Here is a 21,806-nt window from a genome sequence, read left to right on the forward strand (position 1 = left end):
TAATCCGCCCCTTTGTTTCCCGCACGCACCCGAACACCATGCTCACATTCACCCTGCACAAAACCGACGGCCACGCCCGCCGCGGCACGCTCGAACTCAACCACGGCAAAATCGAAACGCCCGTTTTCATGCCGGTGGGCACTTACGGCTCGGTCAAAGCCATGTCGCCCGCCAACCTCGCCGACATCAAGGCGCAGATTATTCTCGGCAACACTTATCATCTGTGGCTGCGCCCAGGTTTGGAAGTCATCGAACAATTCGGCGGCCTGCACCGCTTTATCGGCTGGGACAAGCCGATACTTACCGACTCGGGCGGCTTCCAAGTGTTTTCGCTTGCCGATATGCGGAAATTGACCGAAGAAGGCTGCACCTTCAAAAGCCCGATTAACGGCGACAAATTATTCCTGTCGCCCGAAATCTCGATGAAAATCCAAACGGTGTTGAACTCCGACATCGCCATGCAGCTGGACGAATGCACGCCCGGCGAAGCGACGAGAGCGCAGGCCGAAGCATCGCTGCAAATGAGCCTACGCTGGGCGGAGCGTTCTAAAAAAGCGTTTGAAGATTTGAAAAATCCCAACGCGCTGTTCGGCATTGTGCAGGGCGCGATGTATGAAGACCTGCGCGAACAGTCGCTGCGCGGGCTGGAAGAATTTGACTTTCCGGGTCTCGCCATCGGCGGTTTGAGTGTCGGCGAACCCAAGCCCGAGATGTACCGCATGCTGCGCGCCGTCGGCCCGATGCTGCCCGCGCACAAGCCGCATTACCTGATGGGCGTGGGCACGCCCGAAGATTTGGTGTACGGCGTGGCGCACGGCGTGGATATGTTCGACTGCGTGATGCCCACGCGCAACGCCCGCAACGGCTGGCTGTTTACCCGTTTTGGCGATGTGAAAATCAAAAACGCCAAACACAAACACGACACCGCGCCGCTGGACGCAAGCTGCACCTGCTACACCTGCCAACACTTCAGCCGTGCCTATCTGCACCACCTGCACCGCGCCGGCGAAATTCTCGGCGCGCAACTTAACACCATCCACAACCTGCATTTCTATCAGGTGATTATGGAAGAAATGCGCGAAGCTATCGAGCAGGGGCATTTTGCCGACTGGCGGGCGCGTTTTCACGAACTGCGTGGTACGAAACCCGAAGCAGAATAAACAAAAAGGCCGTCTGAAAGGTTTTCAGACGGCCTCAGAATAAAGTCAGAATGAAGAAAGAGCGGAAAACCCACTCTGTGTCACAAGCCTTTTACAGACTGGTGACGAACGTAATCAGGCCAAGGATAATGCCAGGCACGTTGGCAACGACAATCGGCCAGTCGCGCGGCTTTTTGAACAGGCCGTAAAACACCCACAGCGTGCAGTTGATGCAGGCCACCAGCGGCTGAATCGGCGTGCCTTTGTGTCCGGCCAGATTGGCCTGAATCTGCGGGATATAGGCCACATACATGCCCACGGCCATGATGCTGGCCAGAATACCCAAAATACGGATTTGCTTTTCGTTCATGATTTTCCTGTCGAAATGTTTGTGAGGGGCGCAAAACCCTTTGGCGGATGCCTGTTCTGTTGCCGCCAAGCGGCAAAAAAACGCGGCATTATACGCCCGCTTTATGCCGTTTTCAAACCATACCTTGCCGCGCGGCATCAGAGCGTTTTCATACGACCTCAAAAGACACAGAGGCCGTCTGAAAACCGCCGTATAACCCTTTTCCCAGCCTGTTTTATGAAGCTCAAAACCCTTCTCGCCTATGCCGCCGGCCCCGTCGGCGGCGCGGCCGCCTCGTTTGCCGCCCTGCCGCTTTTGTCGCGCCATTTTTCAAGCGCCGACATGGGGCTACTGCTGCTGATGCAAACCGCCACCGCGCTGGCACTGATTGTGCTCGGGCTGGGCTTGGATCAGAGCTATATCCGCGAGTTCCATCATCGTCGCGGCCGCGAAGGCGCATTGCTGAAACACACGGCCGCGCCGCCGCTGCTGCTGGCCGTCGCCGCGTTTGCCGCGCTGATGGTTTTTGCGCCCGAGAGGCCGTCTGAAACCGTGTTTTCGCTCGCCGACGCGCGTTTGAGCCTGCTGTGTCTGCTGTTTGCCGCCGCGCTGCTGCTGACGCGCTGCCTGTCGCTGGTGCTGCGGATGAACGGGCGGGCGTGGGCGTTTTCGCTGTCGCAGCTGCTGCCCAAGCTGCTGGTTTTGGCGGCGGCCGCGTTTTGTCTGACGGGTCGGCTGCCCGCCGACACCTTCACCCTGCTGGCGGTGTTCGCGGCGGCGCAGGCGGCGGCGCTGCCGCTTTTGCTGTGGCAGACGCGGCGCGACTGCGCGGCGGCGTGGCGGGCACACTGGTCGGCGGCGGAACTGCGCTCCGCCCTCGCCTACGGCCTGCCGCTGGCGGTGGGCGCGTTGGTTTACTGGGCGTTTTCCTCGGCCGACCGCTGGCTGCTGCGCGATTTGGCCGCGCCGGAAGAGTTGGGCGTGTACGCGCTGGCGGCGGGCTTTGCGGCGGCGGCAGGCGTGTTGCAGAACGTGTTTGCCACGGTGTGGGCGCCGACGGTGTTCCAATGGGCGGCAGAGGGCGGCGGCGCGGACAAAGTCGCCCGCGCCGCCGCCCTGCTCTGCGCCGCCGTGCTGGCCTTGTCGTGCCTGGCCGGGCTGCTGTCGCCTCTGGCCGATCTGATTCTGCCGCCGCAGTATGCCGCCGTGCGCTTCGTTTTGGTGTCGTCCGTGCTCGTGCCGCTGCTGTATACGCTGACGGAGGCAACGGGCATCGGTATCAATGTGCGGCGCAAAAGCGGCCTTGTTCCGCTGGTTTCGCTGGCCGCCCTCGCCGCCGCCCTGCCGCTGCTTTACGCGCTTATCCCGCCCTACGGCGCGCGCGGCGCGGCGGCGGCGGCGGCGGCGGCATTTTGGATTTTCTGCGTACTCAAAAGCGAGCTGTCCGCCCGCCTGTGGCAGCCGCTGCCGCGCCGCACCTTCTACCCCGCCACCCTCGCCACCCTCGCCGCCGCCGTGTCGCACACCCTGTTCGGTAGCGCGCAAAACTATCCGCTGTTTGCCGTTTTGTGGACGGCCGGGCTGCTGTGGGCGGCATGGCTGGTCTGCGATGATTTGGGCCGTCTGAAAAAGGCCGTCTGAAAACCAAAAAACAACCGTATTTCGGCAAATCCGACCTTTCAGACGGCCTCTTTATCCCCCGACATACTCAAATTATCCTCCCTTATTTACAGTCAAAAACCCACTCCCGCTGCCGTAAGGACAGCGGATTTTTATTTATCGTAAAGTTTAATATGTTGAAATACATAAACAAATAAAAGAATCCCATTCCCCTGTAAAAAAAAATCCAAATAGATGGCATAAATTTCATCTTTACAAAAACAGGTGTAATTTTTACTTATTTATAACCTACAATGTCGAGAAGATAAAAAACATTACGAAAGCGCACAAAAAACCTACCAAAAGGGCGCTTTCCGAAATGATTTGATAAGGGATCGGCCGTTCCGAACCTTTCAAACCGCCTGTTTCGGGCAATATAAAAATAGCAACCTTACGATTGAGGAATAACATTATGAATGAAACCGTCGATCCGTCCGCCCAATCGGGCAAAGGGCTGAAACGCTATCGGGGAATGTTGGTTTCCCTCTGTGTTTTCGCGCTGCCTCATCCGCAAAACAACCCCGCCCGCAATGCGTCTGACTTGCCGCGTAATTTTGTTTCTTTTATTTGAGTGAAAGGAAAGCCATGAACGACAATACTGCGCCCCAAACCGAATACGCCGGTTTACGTCGGTATCGAGGGTTGATTATCGCCATTGGTATCTTCGTTGTATTGCTGGCAGGGCTGTTGGCTTATGCCAGCAATATTTCCAGCGAGATTGAAGAAGACTCCATTCAAAGTTACGTTACCGCCGAAATGGGCAACTCGTATGGCGAATTGCTGGAGAACGTCCAGTTACTCAAACTCAACACCCACCAAGACCCGAAAAGCCCCTTGGTGCAAGGTGCGTTAAAACGCGCCAAAGAAGCGCAAGACGTTTTTTCGCGTTCACTGAAAGTTACGGCCGAAGGCGGCGATTATCTTTCCATCGACGGCAAACAATATCTGGTGGATGCCTCCGATAAGGGCGTGAAAAAAGACCTGCTGGCGGAAATGGTGAAAAAATGGAAAGAATCGAAACTCACCGTAGACGCGTATCTCAAAAAGGCCGAAGACCCCACCGCCGATGCTCAACTGGTTGATGCTGCCTTATTGAGTCTGCAAAACAACAACTCCCGCTTTACCGAAATCACCAATTTCCTGCTGGCAGACAAACGTACCAAATTGGAAGAACGTGCTGCACAATTAAAAAACGTAGAGATTTTCGGCATTGTGGGCGCGGTGTTATACCTTGCCCTGTTCTTGACCTACTTCATCCGCAAACTGCTCACCGCCGACAAACTGGCAGACGAAGCGAAACAAGAAACCACCGAGATTATGGACACCGTAACCACCGGCCTGTTCCTGCTCGATAAAGACCTGACCATCGGCTCGCAATACTCGAAACAGCTCGAAAGCCTGATCGGCCAGAAAAACGTGGGCGGCAAAAACCTGCTCGACGTGTTGGCCGGCTTTATCGACACCAAAGACCTGAACACCACCAACGATTTCGTCGCCCAGCTCTACAATCCGCGCACCAAAGAGCGTCTGATTGCCTCGCTCAACCCGCTGATCCGCCAGAAAGTGCATGTCGACGGCAACGAACGCTTCCTCGATTTCAACTTCCGCCGCGTGTACCACGGCAAGGCCATCGCCCGCGTGCTGGCCAACGTGGAAGACGTAACCGACGCCGTGCTTTTGGAACAGAAAATGGAGCAGGAGCGCGAGCAGAACGACGTCCAGCTCGAAATGCTCAGCACCATTTTGCAGGCCGACCGCGATTCGCTGAACGACTTTATCAACAACACCAAGCAGCGCATCCAAAGCATCAACTCGGTATTGAAGGTGCAAGACGAAAGCGGCATGTCGCTGTATGAAAAAGTAAACGCCATCTACCGCGAAGTGCACAGCATGAAAGGCGAAGCGTCCGCCCTGAAACTGAGCGGCTTCACCAATATGGCGGAAAACTTCGAGGCCAACCTCAACCGTCTGAAACAAACGCCCAAACTGTCCGGCGAAAACTTCCTCGGTCTGACCGTGCAGCTGGAAGAACTGATCCGCCTCACCCACACCATCGAAGACCTGTTGTCCAAAATCGGCGGCACCGCCCCTGTCGTTTTGGAAGGCCAGCAACCCGCCGTGCCGCAAACCACCCGCAGTCGCTATGCCGACTTTGTCGCCGACATCGCCAAGCGCAACAAAAAAGAAGCCGCCTTCACTTACAGCGGTTTGGAAAGCACCGGCAACAAAAAGATGGATCGGGTCATCACAGAAATCGCCATCCAGCTGCTGCGCAATGCCGTCGTACACGGCATCGAAAAACCCGAAGTGCGCAACCAGCGCGGCAAACTGACCGTCGGCCACGTCCACATGGGTCTGAAATACCACGGCGACCGTTTCGTGCTGACTTTTGAAGACGACGGCAACGGCATCGATTACCAGGCCATCGCGCAAAAAGCCGTGAAACTCGGCCGATACACTGAGGAAGAGGCTGCCAAACTCGACAAACAGACACTGGTTTCCCTGTTGTTCACCCCCGGTTTCTCCACCGCCGACGACAGCACCGAAGATGCCGGGCGCGGCGTAGGCTTGGACATCATCAAAGACCGCATCGTCTCTTTGAACGGCACGGTCAATGTCGCCAGCCGTCCGCAAAGCTACACCCGCTTCACCTTCACACTGCCCAAATTAGGATAAGGATTAAAAACTATGGCAAAACGCATTATGGTTGTCGACGACTCCAACGTTATCCGCAACCGCATTTCACGCGGGTCGAGCAAAATGGATTTCGAAGTAGTAGCGTCCGCATCAAACGGCGAAGAAGCAATCACCCTATACCGCCAGCACCACCCGGACGTGGTCACCATGGATTTGACCATGCCCAAAATGGACGGTTTGGAGTGCATCGCCCAAATCACCGCTATGGACGAAAACGCCAATATCCTGGTTGTTTCCGCGCTGGCCGACAAAGCCACCGGCATCAAAGCCCTGCAACTGGGTGCGCGCGGCTTCCTCTACAAACCCTTTTCCGACGAAGAACTGTTCGGCGCGCTCAACGAAATGCTGGAAGACTGATTTTTGGCCGCCTTGGCAAAACGGGCGCAACCGCCGCCCGGAATAATTGTTGCAAATACAGGAATAAACATGAAAGAAGAGAAATTACAAATATTTATCGAAGGCGTGCAAAAATATTTCGCCCAAATGATCACAGGGGAAGAACTGGTAGTCGGCACTCCCTATCTGATTGAAAACAAAATACCGTCGGCCAAAGACTTCACCGGCGTGATTGCTATTTCGGGAAAAAACCAGGGCGTCGTCTATTTCACCGCCCCCAAAGAACTGCTCGAACGCCTTCTGGTGCTGATAGGCGAAAAAGACACCAGCGAAGAACTGATGGTCGATTTGGTGGGCGAAGTGGCCAACACCATCGCTGGCAACGCCCGCAGCGAGTTTGGCGAAGAGTTTGAAATTTCCGTGCCCATCGTCCTGCGCGGCGCGCCCGACGAAATCCTGCTGCCGCGCAAGGACCGCTCCTTCGTTATCCCGATTACCTGGCGCAACCGCAGCGCCGCCATCGTCATCAGCCTGCGCAAATAGTTTCAGGCTGCCCTGACCGTTTTTTTAATTACACAGTAGAGAGAGAACCATAATGATTTCATTACGGCGTTTTATGTCCTTGGTGGTAATGTTTTCTTTGGCGGCCTGCGGCGGCTCCGGCAGCGGTGGCAGCAGCAAAGCGCAAAGCGCATCTGAAGCTGGAAATTTTGTGCAGGATACCCGTCCAGTGCAAAACGTATTTTTCGAGGTCGGCGGCTTTGCGCCCTTTGTGATGGCGGATGCCGACAACCGCCCATCCGGCTTCGGTATCGACCTTGTTACCGCCATCGGTGACAAACAAGGCTTTCAAGTAAACTTCGTTCCCCACCCGTTTGTGGGTATGCTGGAAGATTTAGGTAATGGTGCAGACATCGCGGTTTCCGCAATTTCAATTACCGACGAGCGTAAAACTATCGTTGATTTTACCAACTCACACTTTGAAACATCACTGGGTCTGATTGTGCCTGAAAACAGCCCGATTACTTCACTGAACGACGTAAAAGGCAGAAATATTGCTACAGTAGTCGGCACAGTGGGGGAGTCTACCTTGGCTAAACTGCAGGCCGGCAACGGTACTGTGGTTCAAAGCCCGTCTATGTGGGAGGCAGTCCGCAAAGTGATGCTTAAAGAAGCTGATGGTGCATTCGCCGACTTGGGCCCTTTGTACTATTACTCCAATAAGTACAAAGAACAAAAGCTGCGTGTAGTAAGCGACAACACCTTGCCTAAAGAACATTATGCTTTGGCAGTGAAAAAAGGTAATACCGAACTGCTCAACAAGCTCAACCGCGGTTTGGAGCAAATCAAGGCCGACGGCACTTACGATAAAATTTATCAGAAATGGTTCTCGACTAGTCAGAACAAACCCAATCCCGCTCCCGCCGAATAAGCGGACAGGCCGTCTGAAAACAAAGGCGGCCTGATTTTTTACCTTCCACAAAAAGGTTTACCTTTTTCAAAAACATCATCCCCGCGTTTATGCCCCGAAGGGGTAGCGGCAGGGACGGCCTTACCGACACATGCCGTCTGAAAACAAAAAAACATGCACATCCTCCTCCTCCCCTCCTGGTATCCCGAAACGCCCGACTCCCTCGACGGCATCTTCTTCCGCCAACAGGCGCACGCCCTCGCCCGCGCCGGCCTGCGCGTCGGCGTCGTCGCCCCCCTGTTCCGCTCGCCGCGCCGCCTGCGCGAAATCTTCACCGGCCGCTACGGCGAAAACATCTTTTCAGAAACGTCATCCCCGCACGCCTCAGGCGGGGACGGCCTCATTCCCACCTACACCGCCCACAACACCTACCTCTGCCCGCCCCTGCCCCATCTCGACCGCGAACGCTGGCTCGCCGCCGGCATGCGTCTGTTCGATCGCTACCTAAAAGAACAAGGCCGCCCCGACCTCCTGCACGCCCACGCCGTCAACCACGGCGGCATCCTCGCCCGCCGCATCGCCGATCGCCACAACATCCCCTACATCATCACCGAACACAGCAGCACCTACGCGCGCGGCCTCATCCGCAACTGGCAGCGCCCCGCCATGAACCGAGCCGCAGCGGGCGCGGCGGCGCGGCTGGCCGTCAGCCCCGCCTTCTGCCGCCTGCTCGAAACCGAATACCCCGGCCAGGACTGGCAATACCTGCCCAACATCCTCGGCGCAGACTTCGCCGAACCCTTCGCCGCCGAAAGGCCGTCTGAAAACCAAACAAACCGCACAAACCACACCTTCACCTTCTGCGCCGTCGGCCGCCTCGACCACAACAAAGGCTTCGACATCCTCCTTGATGCCTTCGCCCGCGCCCTGCAAAGCCAACCCGTCCTGCGCCTCGAAATCGGCGGCGGCGGCAGCGAACTGGCACAGTTGCAAAACCAAGCAGGCCGTCTGAACATCGCACACGCCGTCACCTTCCACGGCGCACTCGCCCCCGCCAGCGTGCGCCGCCTTATGCGCCGCAGCGACGCCTTCGCCCTCGCCAGCCGCAGCGAAACCTTCGGCGTCGTCTTTATCGAAGCCCTGTCGCAGGGACTGCCCGTCGCCGCCACCCGCTGCGGCGGTCCCGAAGGCATCGTCAACGACGGCAACGGCCTGCTCGTCCCGCCCGAAAACCCCGAAGCCCTCGCCACCGTCCTGCTCGAACTCTACGCCCGCCGCCACCGCTACAACCCCGAAAAACTGCGCGCCGACTGCCTCGCCGAATACGGCGAAACCGCAGTCACAGGCCGTCTGAAAGCGATTTACCGGCAAGTGCTGCGGCAAAACTGAGGCCGTCTGAAAGCCGCCAAACAGGCTTCAGACGGCCTCAATGCATACATCGCAGCGCTTGGAAGTTGGACATAGCCTTTCCGATGAAATCTGTCGAGACTTCGAAAACGCGTGCGTCGCAGAGTGACACGCTCTACACGCGGGGCGAAAGGCCGTCTGAACGTTTCAGCTTCATTGAAGCTGCGCTTTCAGACGGCCTTTCGGTATTTTGAATCAACGTCTTTGTTTTTTGTGCGGACATAACGGCGGCGGCAGAATGATGCGGGATTTGATTCGCCCGCTTAACCAACATGAAAAAACGCCGTCTTTTCAGACGGCGTTTGCTTTCGGATCAGTTTTCCAATCCGCTGTTGGCGGCAGCTTCGGCAGCAGTCAGCGCGGTATCTTCGGCCTTCGCATCTGCCAGCCGCTCCGCCCATTGGCGGCGGCGGGAGCGGTGGTAGGTGAGGCCGGTGCCGGCGGGAATGAGGCGGCCGACGATAACGTTTTCTTTCAGGCCGCGCAATTCGTCGCGTTTGCCCATGATGGCGGCTTCGGTCAGCACGCGGGTGGTTTCCTGGAAGGACGCGGCGGAGATGAAGCTGTCGGTTGAGAGCGAGGCTTTGGTGATACCCAAAAGGATGTTGTCAAAGCGGGCGGGCTCTTTGCCTTCGGCCAGGGCTTTTTCGTTGGCGGCCATCACGTCGGCGCGTTCGACCTGTTCGCCGGTGATGAAGTGGGTGTCGCCCGCGTCGGCGATGTTCACGCGGCGCAGCATCTGGCGGATGATGACTTCGATGTGTTTGTCGGAAATCTTCACGCCTTGCAGGCGGTAAACCTCCTGCACTTCCTGCACGATGTAGCGTGCCAGGGCTTCGATGCCTTGCAGGCGCAGGATGTCGTGCGGATCGACGGAGCCGTCGACGACGGTTTCGCCGCGGTTCACCACTTGACCGTCGTGGACGAGGATTTGTTTCTCTTTGGAAATCAGGGTCTCGTGTGCCACACCGTCGACATCGGTAATCACCAGGCGCTGTTTGCCTTTGGTTTCTTTGCCGAAGGAGACGGTGCCGGTGACTTCGGCCAGCATGCCGGCGTCTTTCGGAATGCGGGCTTCGAAGAGTTCGGCCACGCGCGGCAGACCGCCGGTAATGTCGCGGGTTTTGGTGGAAGCCTGCGGGATACGCGCCAGTACGTCGCCTTTGCCGATTTCCTGCCCTTCGCGCACGGTAATCACCGCGCCGACGGGGAAGGCCATGGACACGGCGGTTTCGGTGCCGGGGATTTTCACTTCTTCGCCGTTTTCGTCGAGCAGCTTCACGGTCGGGCGCAGCAGTTTGCTGGCACTGCTGGAACGGCGTTTGCCGTCGATGACGACGAGGGTGGACAGGCCGGTGATTTCGTCGGTTTGTTTGGCGACGGTAACGCCTTCTTCGACGTTTTCGAATTTCACCGTGCCGGCGTGCTCGGTAATCATCGGGCGGGTGTGCGGATCCCAAGTGGCGAGGGTTTGGCCGGCTTTGACGGCTGCGCCGTCCTGAACCAGCAGTGTCGCGCCGTAGGGCACTTTGTGGCGTTCGCGCTCGCGGCCGATGTCGTCGTGGATGACGACTTCGGAGGAGCGGCCGATGACGATGAGTTCGCCTTTGTTGTTGGCGACATAGCGCATCTGGCTGTTGAAACGCGCCGTACCGTTGGATTTGGCTTCCACTTGGCTGGCTGCCGCCGCACGGGAAGCCGCGCCGCCGATGTGGAAGGTACGCATGGTGAGCTGGGTGCCCGGTTCGCCGATGGACTGGGCGGCAATCACGCCGACGGCTTCGCCCGCATTAACCAGTTTGCCGCGCGCAAGGTCGCGGCCGTAACACTTGGCGCACAGGCCGTAGCGGGTTTTGCAAGTAATCGGTGTGCGCACTTTCACTTCGTCCACGCCCGAATTGTCGATGAGGTCGACAAGCTGCTCGGACAGCATGGTGCCGGCTTCCACCAAGGTTTCATGGCTGGAAGGATCGACGATGTCCTGTGCGGCAACGCGTCCCAAAATGCGGTCGCGCAGCGGTTCGATCACGTCGCCCCCCTGCACCACGGCTTTCATGACGAAGCCGTCGGAAGTGCCGCAGTCGTCTTCAATGACAACCAAGTCTTGGGTGACGTCTACCAAACGGCGGGTCAGGTAACCGGAGTTGGCGGTTTTCAAGGCGGTATCGGCCAAGCCTTTGCGCGCACCGTGTGTCGCAATAAAGTATTGCAGTACCGACAAGCCTTCGCGGAAGTTGGAGGTAATCGGCGTTTCGATAATCGAGCCGTCCGGTTTGGCCATCAGGCCGCGCATGCCGGAAAGCTGTTTAATCTGGGCGGCGGAACCGCGCGCACCGGAGTCGGCCATCATGTAGATGGAGTTGAACGACTCCTGCTCGACTTCTTTGCCGTCGCGGTCGATGACTTTTTGTTTGGACAGATTGTCCATCATCGCTTTGGCGATTTTGTCGCCCGCGCGCCCCCAAATATCGACCACTTTATTGTAGCGCTCGCCGTTGGTAACCAAACCTTGGCGGTATTGGTCTTCGATTTCCTTCACTTCGGCCTGAGCTTCGGCCAGCAGCTGCGGTTTCTCTTTCGGAATTTCCATATCGTCGACGCAGATGGAGATGCCGCCTTTAGCTGCAAAAGCGAAACCGGTGTACATCAGGTGGTCGGCGAAAATCACGGTGTCACGCAGGCCGCACAAGCGGAACGATGCGTTAATCAGCTTGGAAATTTCTTTTTTCTTCAGCGCTTTGTTAATGTATTCAAACGGCAGACCTTTGGGCAAGATTTCGGATAATAAGGCGCGTCCGACAGTAGTTTCGTAACGTTTGACCACCGGCTCGAATTCGCCCGCTTCGTTTTTTACCCACTCGCGCAGGCGCACGGTGATTTTCGTACCCAACTCAACCTGTTTGGTGTGATAGGCACGGTGTACTTCTTTCACATCGGCAAACAGGCTGCCTTCGCCTTTGCCGTTGATTTTGTCGCGGGTCATGTAGTAGAGACCCAAGACGATGTCTTGCGAGGGCACGATAATCGGCTCGCCGTTGGCGGGAGAGAGCACGTTGTTGGAGGCCAGCATCAGGGTGCGGGCTTCCATCTGCGCTTCCAGACTCAGCGGAACGTGGACGGCCATTTGGTCGCCGTCGAAGTCGGCGTTGAACGCGGCGCACACCAAGGGGTGCAGCTGGATGGCTTTGCCTTCGATCAGAATCGGTTCGAAGGCCTGGATACCCAAGCGGTGCAGGGTCGGCGCACGGTTGAGCATAATCGGGTGTTCGCGGATGACTTCGTCAAGAATGTCCCAAACCACCGGCACTTCCTGCTCGACCAGTTTTTTCGCCGCTTTGACGGTAGACGCTTCGCCGCGCAGTTCGAGTTTGTGAAAAATGAACGGTTTGAACAGCTCCAAGGCCATTTTTTTCGGCAGGCCGCACTGGTGCAGACGCAGGTAGGGACCGACGGTAATCACGGAACGGCCGGAATAGTCGACGCGTTTGCCAAGCAAGTTTTGGCGGAAACGGCCGCCCTTGCCTTTAATCATGTCGGCCAGCGATTTGAGCGGACGTTTGTTAGCGCCGGTCATGGCTTTGCCGCGGCGGCCGTTGTCGAGCAGGGAATCTACCGCTTCCTGCAACATACGTTTTTCGTTGCGCACGATGATATCGGGCGCATGCAGTTCGAGCAGGCGTTTGAGGCGGTTGTTGCGGTTGATGACGCGGCGGTAGAGGTCGTTCAGATCGGAAGTGGCAAAACGGCCGCCGTCCAGCGGCACGAGGGGACGCAAGTCGGGCGGCAGCACGGGCAGCACGTCCATAATCATCCATTCGAGCTTCATGCCGCTGCGCTGGAAGGCTTCCAGCACTTTCAGGCGTTTAGCGATTTTTTTGATTTTGGTGTCGGAATTGGTGCTTTCCAATTCCTGACGCAGCATTTCCACTTCGGCGGAAATATTGAGCCCGGCCAGCAAGTCGCGGATGCCTTCCGCGCCCATTTTGGCATCGAAATCATCGCCGTATTCTTCAAGCTTCTGATAGTAGTCTTCTTCGGTCAGCAGCTGGCGGCGTTGCAGCGGCGTCATGCCGGGATCGGTCACGACGAAAGCTTCAAAGTACAGCACGCGCTCGATGTCGCGCAGGGTCATGTCCAGCACCATACCGAGACGGGAAGGCAGGGATTTCAAGAACCAGATGTGGGCGACGGGCGCGGCCAGTTCGATATGTCCCATGCGCTCGCGGCGCACTTTCGACAAAGTCACTTCCACACCGCATTTTTCGCAGGTAACACCTTTAAATTTCAGGCGCTTGTATTTGCCGCACAGGCATTCGTAGTCTTTGACCGGACCGAAGATTTTGGCACAGAAAAGGCCGTCGCGCTCGGGTTTGAAGGTGCGGTAGTTGATGGTTTCGGGTTTTTTCACTTCGCCGTAAGACCACGAACGGATGGTCTCGGGGGAGGCGATGCCGATTTTGATGGCATCGAATTCTTCTTCCATTCCTGCGGCTTGCAGGGGGTTAAACAAATCTAACAATGCTTTCATTTTTGCTCCTTAATAAGGAAGTGTGTTTTTTGTCCCGCCGCTTTTGGCGGGATGCCGAAACGTTTTTTTCAGACGGCCTGTCGGCAGCGGGCAGGAGGCCGTCTGAAAACGGGAAGAACAGCGCCGTCCGTATTTTGTTTCAGTAAACGGGCGGCGGTCTTTTCAGACGGCCTGATGAAGGCAGAGGCCGTCTGAAACTCCGTTTTAATGGCGTTCCAAGTCGATATCCAAGCCCAGCGAGCGGATTTCTTTGACGAGGACGTTGAACGATTCGGGCATGCCGGCGTCGATTTTGTGTTCGCCCTTGACGATGTTTTCGTACATTTTGGTACGACCGTTGACGTCGTCAGATTTGACGGTAAGCATCTCCTGCAAGGTGTAGGATGCGCCGTAGGCTTCCAGCGCCCACACCTCCATCTCACCGAAACGCTGGCCACCGAACTGGGCTTTGCCGCCCAAGGGCTGCTGGGTTACGAGCGAGTACGGTCCGGTCGAGCGGGCGTGCATTTTTTCGTCCACCAAGTGGTGCAGTTTCAGATAGTGCATCACGCCGACGGTAACTTTGCGGTCGAACGGTTCGCCGGATCGGCCGTCGTAGAGCGTAATCTGGGTTTTAGTGTCGTTGAAGCCGAGTTTCTGCACTTCGGGATCGTCGCTCGGGTAGGCCAGCTCGAGGAAGGCTTTGATTTCGCTCTCGTGGGCGCCGTCGAATACGGGCGAAGCGAAAGTCGCGCCGTTGCGCAGATTGTGCGCCAGCGTGAGGATTTCTTCGTCACTCAGCTTCGACAGGTCTTCCTTGTGCATGTCGGGGCCGCCCAAATCGCCGTTGTACATGGTATCGAGGAACTTGCGGATTTCCTTGACTTTGCGCTGTTCGTCAAGCATGCGGCCGATGCGCTCGCCTATGCCTTTTGCCGCCCAACCCAAATGCACTTCGAGAATCTGGCCGATGTTCATACGCGACGGCACACCCAGCGGGTTCAGCACGATGTCGACGGGACGGCCGTCTGCCATGTAGGGCATGTCTTCCACGGGTAGAATGCGCGATACCACGCCTTTGTTACCGTGGCGTCCGGCCATTTTGTCGCCCGCCTGCAGGCGGCGTTTGATGGCGATGAACACTTTCACCATCTTCTGTACGCCGGGTTGCAGCTCGTCGCCCTGTGTCATTTTCTTTTTCTTGATTTCAAACAGACTTTCGGCTTCTTCGCGTTTGTCTTGCAGGCTGCCTTTGATCAGCTCCATCTGTTTGGCGATGTTCTCGTCGGCCACGCGTACGTCGAACCAGTCGTGTTTGCTCGGCAAGCCGGCCAGATATTCGGCTGTAATGACACTACCTTTGGCCAGCTTCAACGGGCCGCCGTTGGCTTTCTGGCCGACAATCATGCGTTCGATACGGTCGAATGCGTCGTTGTCGAAAATGCGCAGCTGGTCGTTCAAATCCAAACGGTAGCGTTTGAGCTCGGCATCGATAATCGATTGGGCACGCTTGTCGCGCTGGATGCCTTCGCGGGTGAATACCTGCACGTCAATTACGGTGCCGCTCATGCCGGTTGGCATACGCAGCGAGGTGTCTTTCACATCGGATGCTTTTTCGCCGAAGATGGCGCGCAGCAGTTTTTCTTCGGGAGTAAGCTGGGTTTCGCCTTTGGGCGTTACTTTGCCGACCAGCACGTCGCCCGCTTCCACTTCCGCGCCGATATAGACGATGCCCGATTCGTCCAAACGGTTTTGCATACGCTCGGACAGATTCGGAATGTCGCGGGTGATGTCTTCCGCGCCCAACTTGGTATCGCGCGCAACCACGTTCAACTCTTCGATGTGAATCGAGGTGTAGCGGTCGTCAGCTGCCACTTTTTCGGAAATCAGAATCGAGTCTTCATAGTTGTAACCGTTCCACGGCATAAAGGCGATGGTCATATTCTGACCCAGCGCCAGTTCTCCCAAATCGGTCGAAGCGCCATCGGCCACCAAATCGCCGCGCTGCAACACGTCACCTGCTTTGACAGCAGGACGTTGGTTGATATTGGTCGATTGGTTGGAACGGGTGAATTTCACCAGATTGTAGATGTCCACACCCACTTCGCCGGCCACTGCCTCTTCATCGTGTACACGCACCACAACGCGGTTGGCATCGACATACTCGACCACACCGCCGCGGCGGGCAACGATGGCGGTTGCCGAATCGACGGCTACGGCGCGTTCGATGCCCGTCCCCACCATCGGTTTTTCCGCACGCAGACAGGGAACCGCCTGACGCTGCATGTTCGCACCCATCAAAGCGCGGTTGGCGTCGTCATGCTCCAAGAATGGAATCAGCGAAGCCGCTACCGATACCGCCTGGCCGGTTGCCACATCCATATATTGGACACGGTCGACGGTAGCCATGATGGTTTCGCCTTTTTCACGGCAGGTAACCAGCTCGTCAATCAGACGGCCTTTTGCATCCAAGGCGGCATTGGCCTGCGCAATCACGAACCTGCCTTCCTCAATGGCCGACAGATATTCGATTTCATCAGTCACTTTGCCGTCAACCACGCGACGGTAGGGAGTTTCCAAAAAGCCGTATTCGTTGGTGCGCGCGTAAACCGACAACGAGTTGATCAGGCCGATGTTCGGGCCTTCCGGTGTTTCAATCGGACAAACGCGGCCGTAGTGGGTCGGATGCACGTCGCGCACCTCGAAGCCTGCGCGTTCGCGGGTCAGACCGCCCGGGCCGAGTGCGGAAACACGGCGTTTATGGGTAATTTCCGACAGCGGGTTGGTCTGATCCATAAACTGCGACAGTTGGCTGGAACCGAAAAATTCTTTGATCGCGGCAGATACGGGTTTGGCATTGATCAGATCCGTCGGCATCAGGTTTTCCGATTCGGCCTGATTGAGACGCTCTTTCACCGCACGTTCGACACGTGCCAAACCGCTGCGGAACTGGTTTTCCACCAATTCGCCCACTGAGCGGACACGGCGGTTACCCAAATGGTCGATATCGTCGACCTCGCCGTGGCCGTTCCGCAGTTCTACCAAAGTGGCAATGGATGCCACAATGTCTTCCACGCTCAATACGAAACCGCCTTTTTCTGCTGCACCGGCAAAGGTTTCATTCAGCAAACGACCATACCAAGAAGCTTTCTGTTCGTCGCTGAGCTTCTGTTCGTAAGTGCGCGTATTGAATTTCATACGACCTACACGGGACAAATCGTAGCTTTCTTCATTGAAGAACAATCTGTTAAACAACAACTCGACTGCTTCGTCGGTAGGCGGTTCGCCCGGACGCATCATGCGGTAAATGGCAATGCGCGCAGCATGTTGGCCATTTGTTTCATCGGTACGCAAAGTGGCGGAAATATAGCCACCCTGATCCAAATCATTGATGTATAAGGTTTCAATCTCTTTGACGCCGTGAATATCCAACTGCGCCAACAACTCCTCAGTGATTTCGTCATTGGCGGACGCCAAAACTTCACCCGTGTCTTCAACCACAACATCCCTTGCCAAAACCTTGCCGACCAAGCTGTCAGGATCGACAGGCAGATGTTTGATGCCCGCTTTTTCAATATCGCGGATATTTTTGGCGGTAACCCGCTTGCCGGCGGCAACCAAGACATTGCCCTCTTTATCGGTAATGTCCAGCTTGGCACTTTCACCTTTCAGACGGCCTGCAACCAAATCAGTACGCGCTCCGTCTTTGGAAAAGTAAAACTTTTCCTTGTCGTAGAAGGTACCAAGAATTTGCTCGTTGCTGTAACCCAAAGCTTTGAGAAGAATGGTAACCGGCATTTTGCGGCGGCGGTCGATACGGAAATAGAGCAGATCTTTCGGATCAAACTCAAAATCCAGCCAAGAGCCGCGGTAAGGAATCACACGAGCAGAAAAAAGCAGTTTGCCGGACGAATGGGTTTTGCCACGGTCATGTTCAAAAAATACGCCGGGAGAGCGGTGCAGCTGGGAAACAATTACACGCTCTGTACCGTTAATAATGAATGATCCGCTTGGTGTCATCAGAGGGATTTCACCCATATACACTTCGTTTTCACGAACTTCTTTTACCACATCCTGCTTTGAAGACTCTTTATCAAGAATTACCAAGCGGATACGTGCACGAAGGGGAGCTGCATACGTGATACCACGCAACTGGCATTCGGGAATATCGAAGAGAGGCTCGCCCAAGACGTAGTGGACAAATTCCAAGCGGGCATAACCATTATGGCTCACAATCGGAAAAATCGAGTTGAAGGCAGCCTGCAGACCTTCGTCGATGCGCTTATCGTAGCCCTTTTCCTGTTGTAAAAATTTGGCGTAGGAATCCAGCTGTGTAGCCAGCAAAAAAGGAACCTCCAAGACATTTTCACGCTTCGCAAAACTTTTGCGGATACGCTTTTTCTCGGTAAAAGAATAAGCCATGGCGTAACACTCCAACAAAGTAAATAAAAAATAACCGAATGAACCGGTTCATTAACAATCAGGTAGTCTGAAATGTTTCAGACATTTGAAACCTACTTAAACTTTAAAACTTACTTAAATTTTTATTACGGCTGGCAGCAACCCGCAAACCACTTATGAAAATTTAAGTAAATATATAAGTATGATTCAAGCAGACACAATAAGGCTGGCAGACAAGCTGCCAGCCTATATTTGGACGACTCTTATTTGATTTCGACTTTAGCGCCGGCTTCTTCCAATTGTTTTTGGATATCTTCAGCTTCAGCTTTGGAAACGCCTTCTTTAAGGGTTTTAGGAGCACCGTCAACGATATCTTTCGCCTCTTTCAGACCCAAGCCAGTAATTGCGCGGACAACTTTAATCACGCCGACTTTTTGCTCACCTGCAGCAGCCAAGATTACATCAAATTCAGTTTTTTCTTCAGCAGCAGCACCTCCGGCAGCAGGGCCTGCGGCAACTGCAACAGCAGCAGCAGAAACACCAAATTTTTCTTCAAATGCTTTAACCAAGTCGTTCAATTCCATTACGGTCAAAGAACCAACGGCTTCCAAAATGTCTTCTTTAGTAATAGCCATGCTATTTATACTCCAAATATTGTATTAAAAAATAAATCAAACGGACAAAAATGTATTAATCAAGCAGCTTCTTCACTTGCTTTCTTCTCTGCCAAAGCAGCCAAACCGCGCGCAAGGCCGGAAACAGGCGCTTGCATAACAAACAACAGTTTGGACAACAGTTCTTCGCGACTCGGAATAGAAGCAAGCTCCGCAACTTGAGCAGCATTCATTACTTCGCCATTATAAGAACCAGCTTTCACAACAATTTTGTCATCTTTTTTCGCGAATTGGTGCAACACTTTTGCAGCAGCAACAGCATCTTCAGAAGCAGCATACACCAACGGACCAACCATTTGATCTGCCAATGCTGCAAATGAAGTACCCTCTACTGCACGACGAGCCAGAGTGTTTTTCAGAACGCGCAAATAAACGCCTTCTTTACGTGCATTTGCACGCAACTGGGTCATGCTGGAAACACTGATACCGCGATATTCGGCAACCACAAGAGTTTGTGCATTAGCAATCGCTGCACTGATTTCCTCTACGGCCACCTTCTTGGTTTCAATATTGAGACTCAAGGTCTACCTCCCACTGTTTATCAAAAGAGTACCGGTTGATACTCCACCAGCGCGGTAACCTAAAAAGACATTTTGCAAACAGTAATATTGCAATTTGTTTCAGGACTACCGTCTGCGTAGGGTTATTACAATTAAATCTTACGATCCCTACGGTCTTGGACATCTACTTAATACTTAAGTAGTCCAAATTCAAGCAATCCAAGCGTGCTTAGATTGCTTGAAATCTTCAAAATATTCAGTTGTTCACACTTGCAGTATCAACGCGAACACCCAAACCCATAGTGCTGGACACAGCTACTTTTTTCAGATATTGACCTTTTGCAGCTGCAGGTTTGGCTTTAACGATTGCATCAAGCAGAGCATCAAAGTTTTCCTTCAGGTCAGCCTCAGCAAAAGAGGCGCGACCAATAGTTGCATGCACGATACCAGCTTTATCAGTACGGTATTGCACTTGACCGGCTTTTGCGTTTTTAACAGCTTCTGCTACATTCGGAGTTACCGTGCCGACTTTGGGGTTCGGCATCAAACCACGAGGACCGAGAATGGTACCAAGCTGACCGACAATACGCATCGCATCAGGAGAAGCAATGACAACATCAAAATTCAAATTACCTGCTTTGATATCGGCAGCCAAATCTTCAAAACCAACTACATCGGCACCAGCTGCTTTTGCAGCATCAGCATTTGCACCTTGGGCAAATACGGCCACACGGGTTGTTTTACCGGTACCTTTGGGCAATACAACAGAACCACGAATTACTTGGTCAGATTTACGGGGATCTACACCCAAATTAAATGAAACATCTACAGATTCATCAAATTTTGCAGTAGCTGCCTTTTTTACCAAAGTGATGGCATCATCAATAGCATACAGCTTATTAGCCTCAACAGAGGAGCGCAATGCTTTCAAGCGCTTAGATACTTTTGCCATTATACAACACCCTCCACATCCAGACCCATAGAACGGGCAGAGCCTGCAATAGTACGAACAGCTGCATCCAAATCAGCAGCAGTCAAATCAGGCTCTTTAGTTTTTGCAATTTCTTCCAACTGAGCGCGTGTCAACTTACCTACTTTATTAGTAAGCGGATTGGAGCTGCCTTTTTGTAAACCAGCTGCTTTTTTCAGCAAGATGGAAGCAGGCGGAGTTTTCATCACAAAAGTAAATGATTTATCCGCAAAAGCAGTAATCACAACAGGAATGGGCAAACCAGGCTCCATACCTTGAGTTGCAGCATTAAATGCTTTACAAAACTCCATAATATTCAGACCACGTTGACCCAAAGCCGGGCCAACAGGAGGAGAAGGATTGGCCTTACCTGCAGGAATCTGCAGTTTGATGTAGCCGATAATTTTCTTTGCCACTTATATAAACTCCTAAAATGGGTATTAACGCAATACAATTGCTCCCCAGTTATCAACAAAAAGTAAAACAACTAATTATTTTACTGCAACTTCAATAAAAGTACAAGTTAAAGAACAACCTACTCTTAATTCTTTTCAACCTGACCAAACTCCAGCTCAACAGGAGTCTCTCGTCCAAAAATTTGAACAGAAACCCTCAATCTATTTCTCTCATAATTAACTTCTTCAACTATTCCATTAAAATCAGCAAATGGCCCTTCATTCACTCTTACCTGCTGCCCAACTTCAAACTCCACTCTTGGTTTTGGTTTTTCACCACCGATTTGTACTTGCGCCATAATCGCATCCACCTCCCTCTGCGAAATAGGCAAGGGACGATTTCCGCTACCGCCAACAAAACCTGACACCCTCGGCGTACTTTTTACCAAATACCAAGAATCATCCGTCATCTCCATTTCAACAAGCACATATCCAGGAAAAAATTTTCTTTCGCTAACCGTTTTTCGTCCGTTCTTGATATCAACCACCTCCTCAACAGGAACTAAAATCGAACCGAAATGATCCAGCATGCCTTCCCGTTCAATTCTCTCTTTTAGCGTTTTTTGTACATTTTTCTCAAATCCAGAATATGCCTGAACCACATACCATTTTTTAGACATTTATTTCTACCTCATCAGCAGATCAAATAACAGCCGAGAAATTACAGAATCAACGATATAAATAAAAACAGTCAACATGCCGGCAAACATCAAAACAAAACCTGTCATTTTTATCGTATATGGTTTCTCGGGCCATACAACTTTTTTCAGCTCAACCACGGAGTCTTTTATATACCTGACAAACCGGGAAAAGTTACCCCACATGACAATAATAACACCCACAAGGATTGCAAAAATAATGAGCAAATTTTGCATGTACTCAGGAATATTGGATGTCCGAGCAAGAACAAACCATGTTCCAACAGACAACAATATGATAAGTGTCAACTTTATCAAGATTTTAGCCATTGATTTCTTCACCTGCTTTTGCAACTTAGGATCAATAAGCGCACTTACAGGCTCAAGCCGCCTCCCACTATCTTGTTTATCCATTATATAAAACCTATAAAAACATAAAAACTAACCGACCCTAGGCCGGTTAGTTTTTTATTTGGCAGGCCAGGAGGGTCTCGAACCCCCAACCCTCGGTTTTGGAGACCGATACTCTACCAATTGAGCTACTGGCCTCTAAACTTTACGCGATTACGGTAGACACAACACCCGCACCGACGGTACGGCCGCCTTCGCGGATGGCGAAGCGCAAACCTTCTTCCATGGCGATCGGGGCAATCAGTTCAACGG

16 protein-coding genes, 1 tRNA gene and 1 pseudogene are annotated in these 21,806 nt (G+C 53.8%); 7 read left to right on the forward strand and 11 right to left on the reverse strand.

Annotation, left to right across the window (positions count from 1 at the left end):
* Positions 1 to 38 precede the first annotated feature (38 nt).
* Positions 39 to 1,160 (forward strand): tRNA guanosine(34) transglycosylase Tgt, encoded by a 1,122-nt coding sequence (tgt, locus tag ACLD9W_RS03385; protein WP_410840696.1) that lies wholly within the window; start codon positions 39 to 41, stop codon positions 1,158 to 1,160.
* A 91-nt stretch (positions 1,161 to 1,251) separates the two neighbouring features.
* On the opposite strand, the gene ACLD9W_RS03390 is transcribed toward tgt, so the two are convergent.
* Complete coding sequence (locus ACLD9W_RS03390; protein WP_094031212.1) at positions 1,252 to 1,509, reverse strand: SemiSWEET family transporter; 258 nt, start codon at positions 1,507 to 1,509, stop codon at positions 1,252 to 1,254.
* 216 nt (positions 1,510 to 1,725) lie between these two features.
* Between ACLD9W_RS03390 and ACLD9W_RS03395 the strand changes: the two genes are divergently transcribed.
* The 6 genes from ACLD9W_RS03395 to ACLD9W_RS03420 all read left to right on the forward strand — a co-directional run bounded on the left by ACLD9W_RS03395 (position 1,726) and on the right by ACLD9W_RS03420 (position 8,980).
* Entirely contained in the window at positions 1,726 to 3,129 is a 1,404-nt protein-coding gene (locus ACLD9W_RS03395; protein WP_410840697.1) for a lipopolysaccharide biosynthesis protein, read from the forward strand.
* Between the two features lie 603 nt (positions 3,130 to 3,732).
* On the forward strand, positions 3,733 to 5,823 hold the full coding sequence (locus ACLD9W_RS03400) for an ATP-binding protein (protein ID WP_410840698.1): 2,091 nt from the start codon (positions 3,733 to 3,735) through the stop codon (positions 5,821 to 5,823).
* A 12-nt stretch (positions 5,824 to 5,835) separates the two neighbouring features.
* Complete coding sequence (locus ACLD9W_RS03405; protein WP_410840699.1) at positions 5,836 to 6,201, forward strand: response regulator; 366 nt, start codon at positions 5,836 to 5,838, stop codon at positions 6,199 to 6,201.
* Between the two features lie 69 nt (positions 6,202 to 6,270).
* A complete protein-coding gene (locus tag ACLD9W_RS03410) occupies positions 6,271 to 6,723 on the forward strand; it encodes a chemotaxis protein CheX (RefSeq protein ID WP_410840700.1) in 453 nt (150 codons plus the stop codon).
* 73 nt (positions 6,724 to 6,796) lie between these two features.
* Entirely contained in the window at positions 6,797 to 7,612 is an 816-nt protein-coding gene (locus ACLD9W_RS03415; RefSeq protein WP_410840701.1) for a substrate-binding periplasmic protein, read from the forward strand.
* 153 nt (positions 7,613 to 7,765) lie between these two features.
* Positions 7,766 to 8,980: a glycosyltransferase gene (locus ACLD9W_RS03420; protein ID WP_410840702.1), complete on the forward strand. Its 1,215-nt coding sequence runs from the start codon at positions 7,766 to 7,768 to the stop codon at positions 8,978 to 8,980.
* A 331-nt stretch (positions 8,981 to 9,311) separates the two neighbouring features.
* Here ACLD9W_RS03420 and rpoC read toward each other — a convergent pair whose 3' ends face one another.
* The 10 genes and pseudogenes from rpoC to ACLD9W_RS03470 all read right to left on the reverse strand — a co-directional run.
* Entirely contained in the window at positions 9,312 to 13,526 is a 4,215-nt protein-coding gene (gene rpoC, locus ACLD9W_RS03425) for a DNA-directed RNA polymerase subunit beta' (protein ID WP_410840703.1), read from the reverse strand.
* 204 nt (positions 13,527 to 13,730) lie between these two features.
* Positions 13,731 to 17,927: a DNA-directed RNA polymerase subunit beta gene (gene rpoB / locus ACLD9W_RS03430; protein ID WP_410840704.1), complete on the reverse strand. Its 4,197-nt coding sequence runs from the start codon at positions 17,925 to 17,927 to the stop codon at positions 13,731 to 13,733.
* Positions 17,928 to 18,169: 242 nt separating this feature from the next.
* Positions 18,170 to 18,541 carry a 50S ribosomal protein L7/L12 gene (rplL, locus tag ACLD9W_RS03435; RefSeq protein WP_009425977.1) on the reverse strand — a complete coding sequence of 124 codons (372 nt, stop codon included), beginning with the start codon at positions 18,539 to 18,541 and terminating at the stop codon, positions 18,170 to 18,172.
* Between the two features lie 59 nt (positions 18,542 to 18,600).
* Entirely contained in the window at positions 18,601 to 19,101 is a 501-nt protein-coding gene (rplJ, locus tag ACLD9W_RS03440) for a 50S ribosomal protein L10 (protein ID WP_410840705.1), read from the reverse strand.
* A 235-nt stretch (positions 19,102 to 19,336) separates the two neighbouring features.
* The gene (gene rplA / locus ACLD9W_RS03445) at positions 19,337 to 20,032 is read right to left on the reverse strand and encodes a 50S ribosomal protein L1 (RefSeq protein WP_410840706.1); all 696 of its coding nucleotides are present in this window, start codon (positions 20,030 to 20,032) and stop codon (positions 19,337 to 19,339) included.
* Entirely contained in the window at positions 20,032 to 20,466 is a 435-nt protein-coding gene (gene rplK, locus ACLD9W_RS03450) for a 50S ribosomal protein L11 (protein WP_002220151.1), read from the reverse strand. The genes rplA and rplK overlap by 1 nt, the downstream gene beginning before the upstream one ends.
* Before the next feature lie 125 nt (positions 20,467 to 20,591).
* Complete coding sequence (gene nusG, locus ACLD9W_RS03455; protein ID WP_410840707.1) at positions 20,592 to 21,125, reverse strand: transcription termination/antitermination protein NusG; 534 nt, start codon at positions 21,123 to 21,125, stop codon at positions 20,592 to 20,594.
* 6 nt (positions 21,126 to 21,131) lie between these two features.
* The gene (secE, locus tag ACLD9W_RS03460) at positions 21,132 to 21,557 is read right to left on the reverse strand and encodes a preprotein translocase subunit SecE (protein WP_410840708.1); all 426 of its coding nucleotides are present in this window, start codon (positions 21,555 to 21,557) and stop codon (positions 21,132 to 21,134) included.
* Between the two features lie 59 nt (positions 21,558 to 21,616).
* Positions 21,617 to 21,692, reverse strand: a tRNA-Trp gene (locus ACLD9W_RS03465).
* Between the two features lie 7 nt (positions 21,693 to 21,699).
* Positions 21,700 to 21,806, reverse strand: a pseudogene (locus ACLD9W_RS03470) (elongation factor Tu); the annotation flags it as partial.

The organism is Neisseria sp. WLZKY-1, assembly GCF_046546535.1.
In the GTDB taxonomy this organism is placed as follows: Bacteria; Pseudomonadota; Gammaproteobacteria; order Burkholderiales; family Neisseriaceae; genus Neisseria.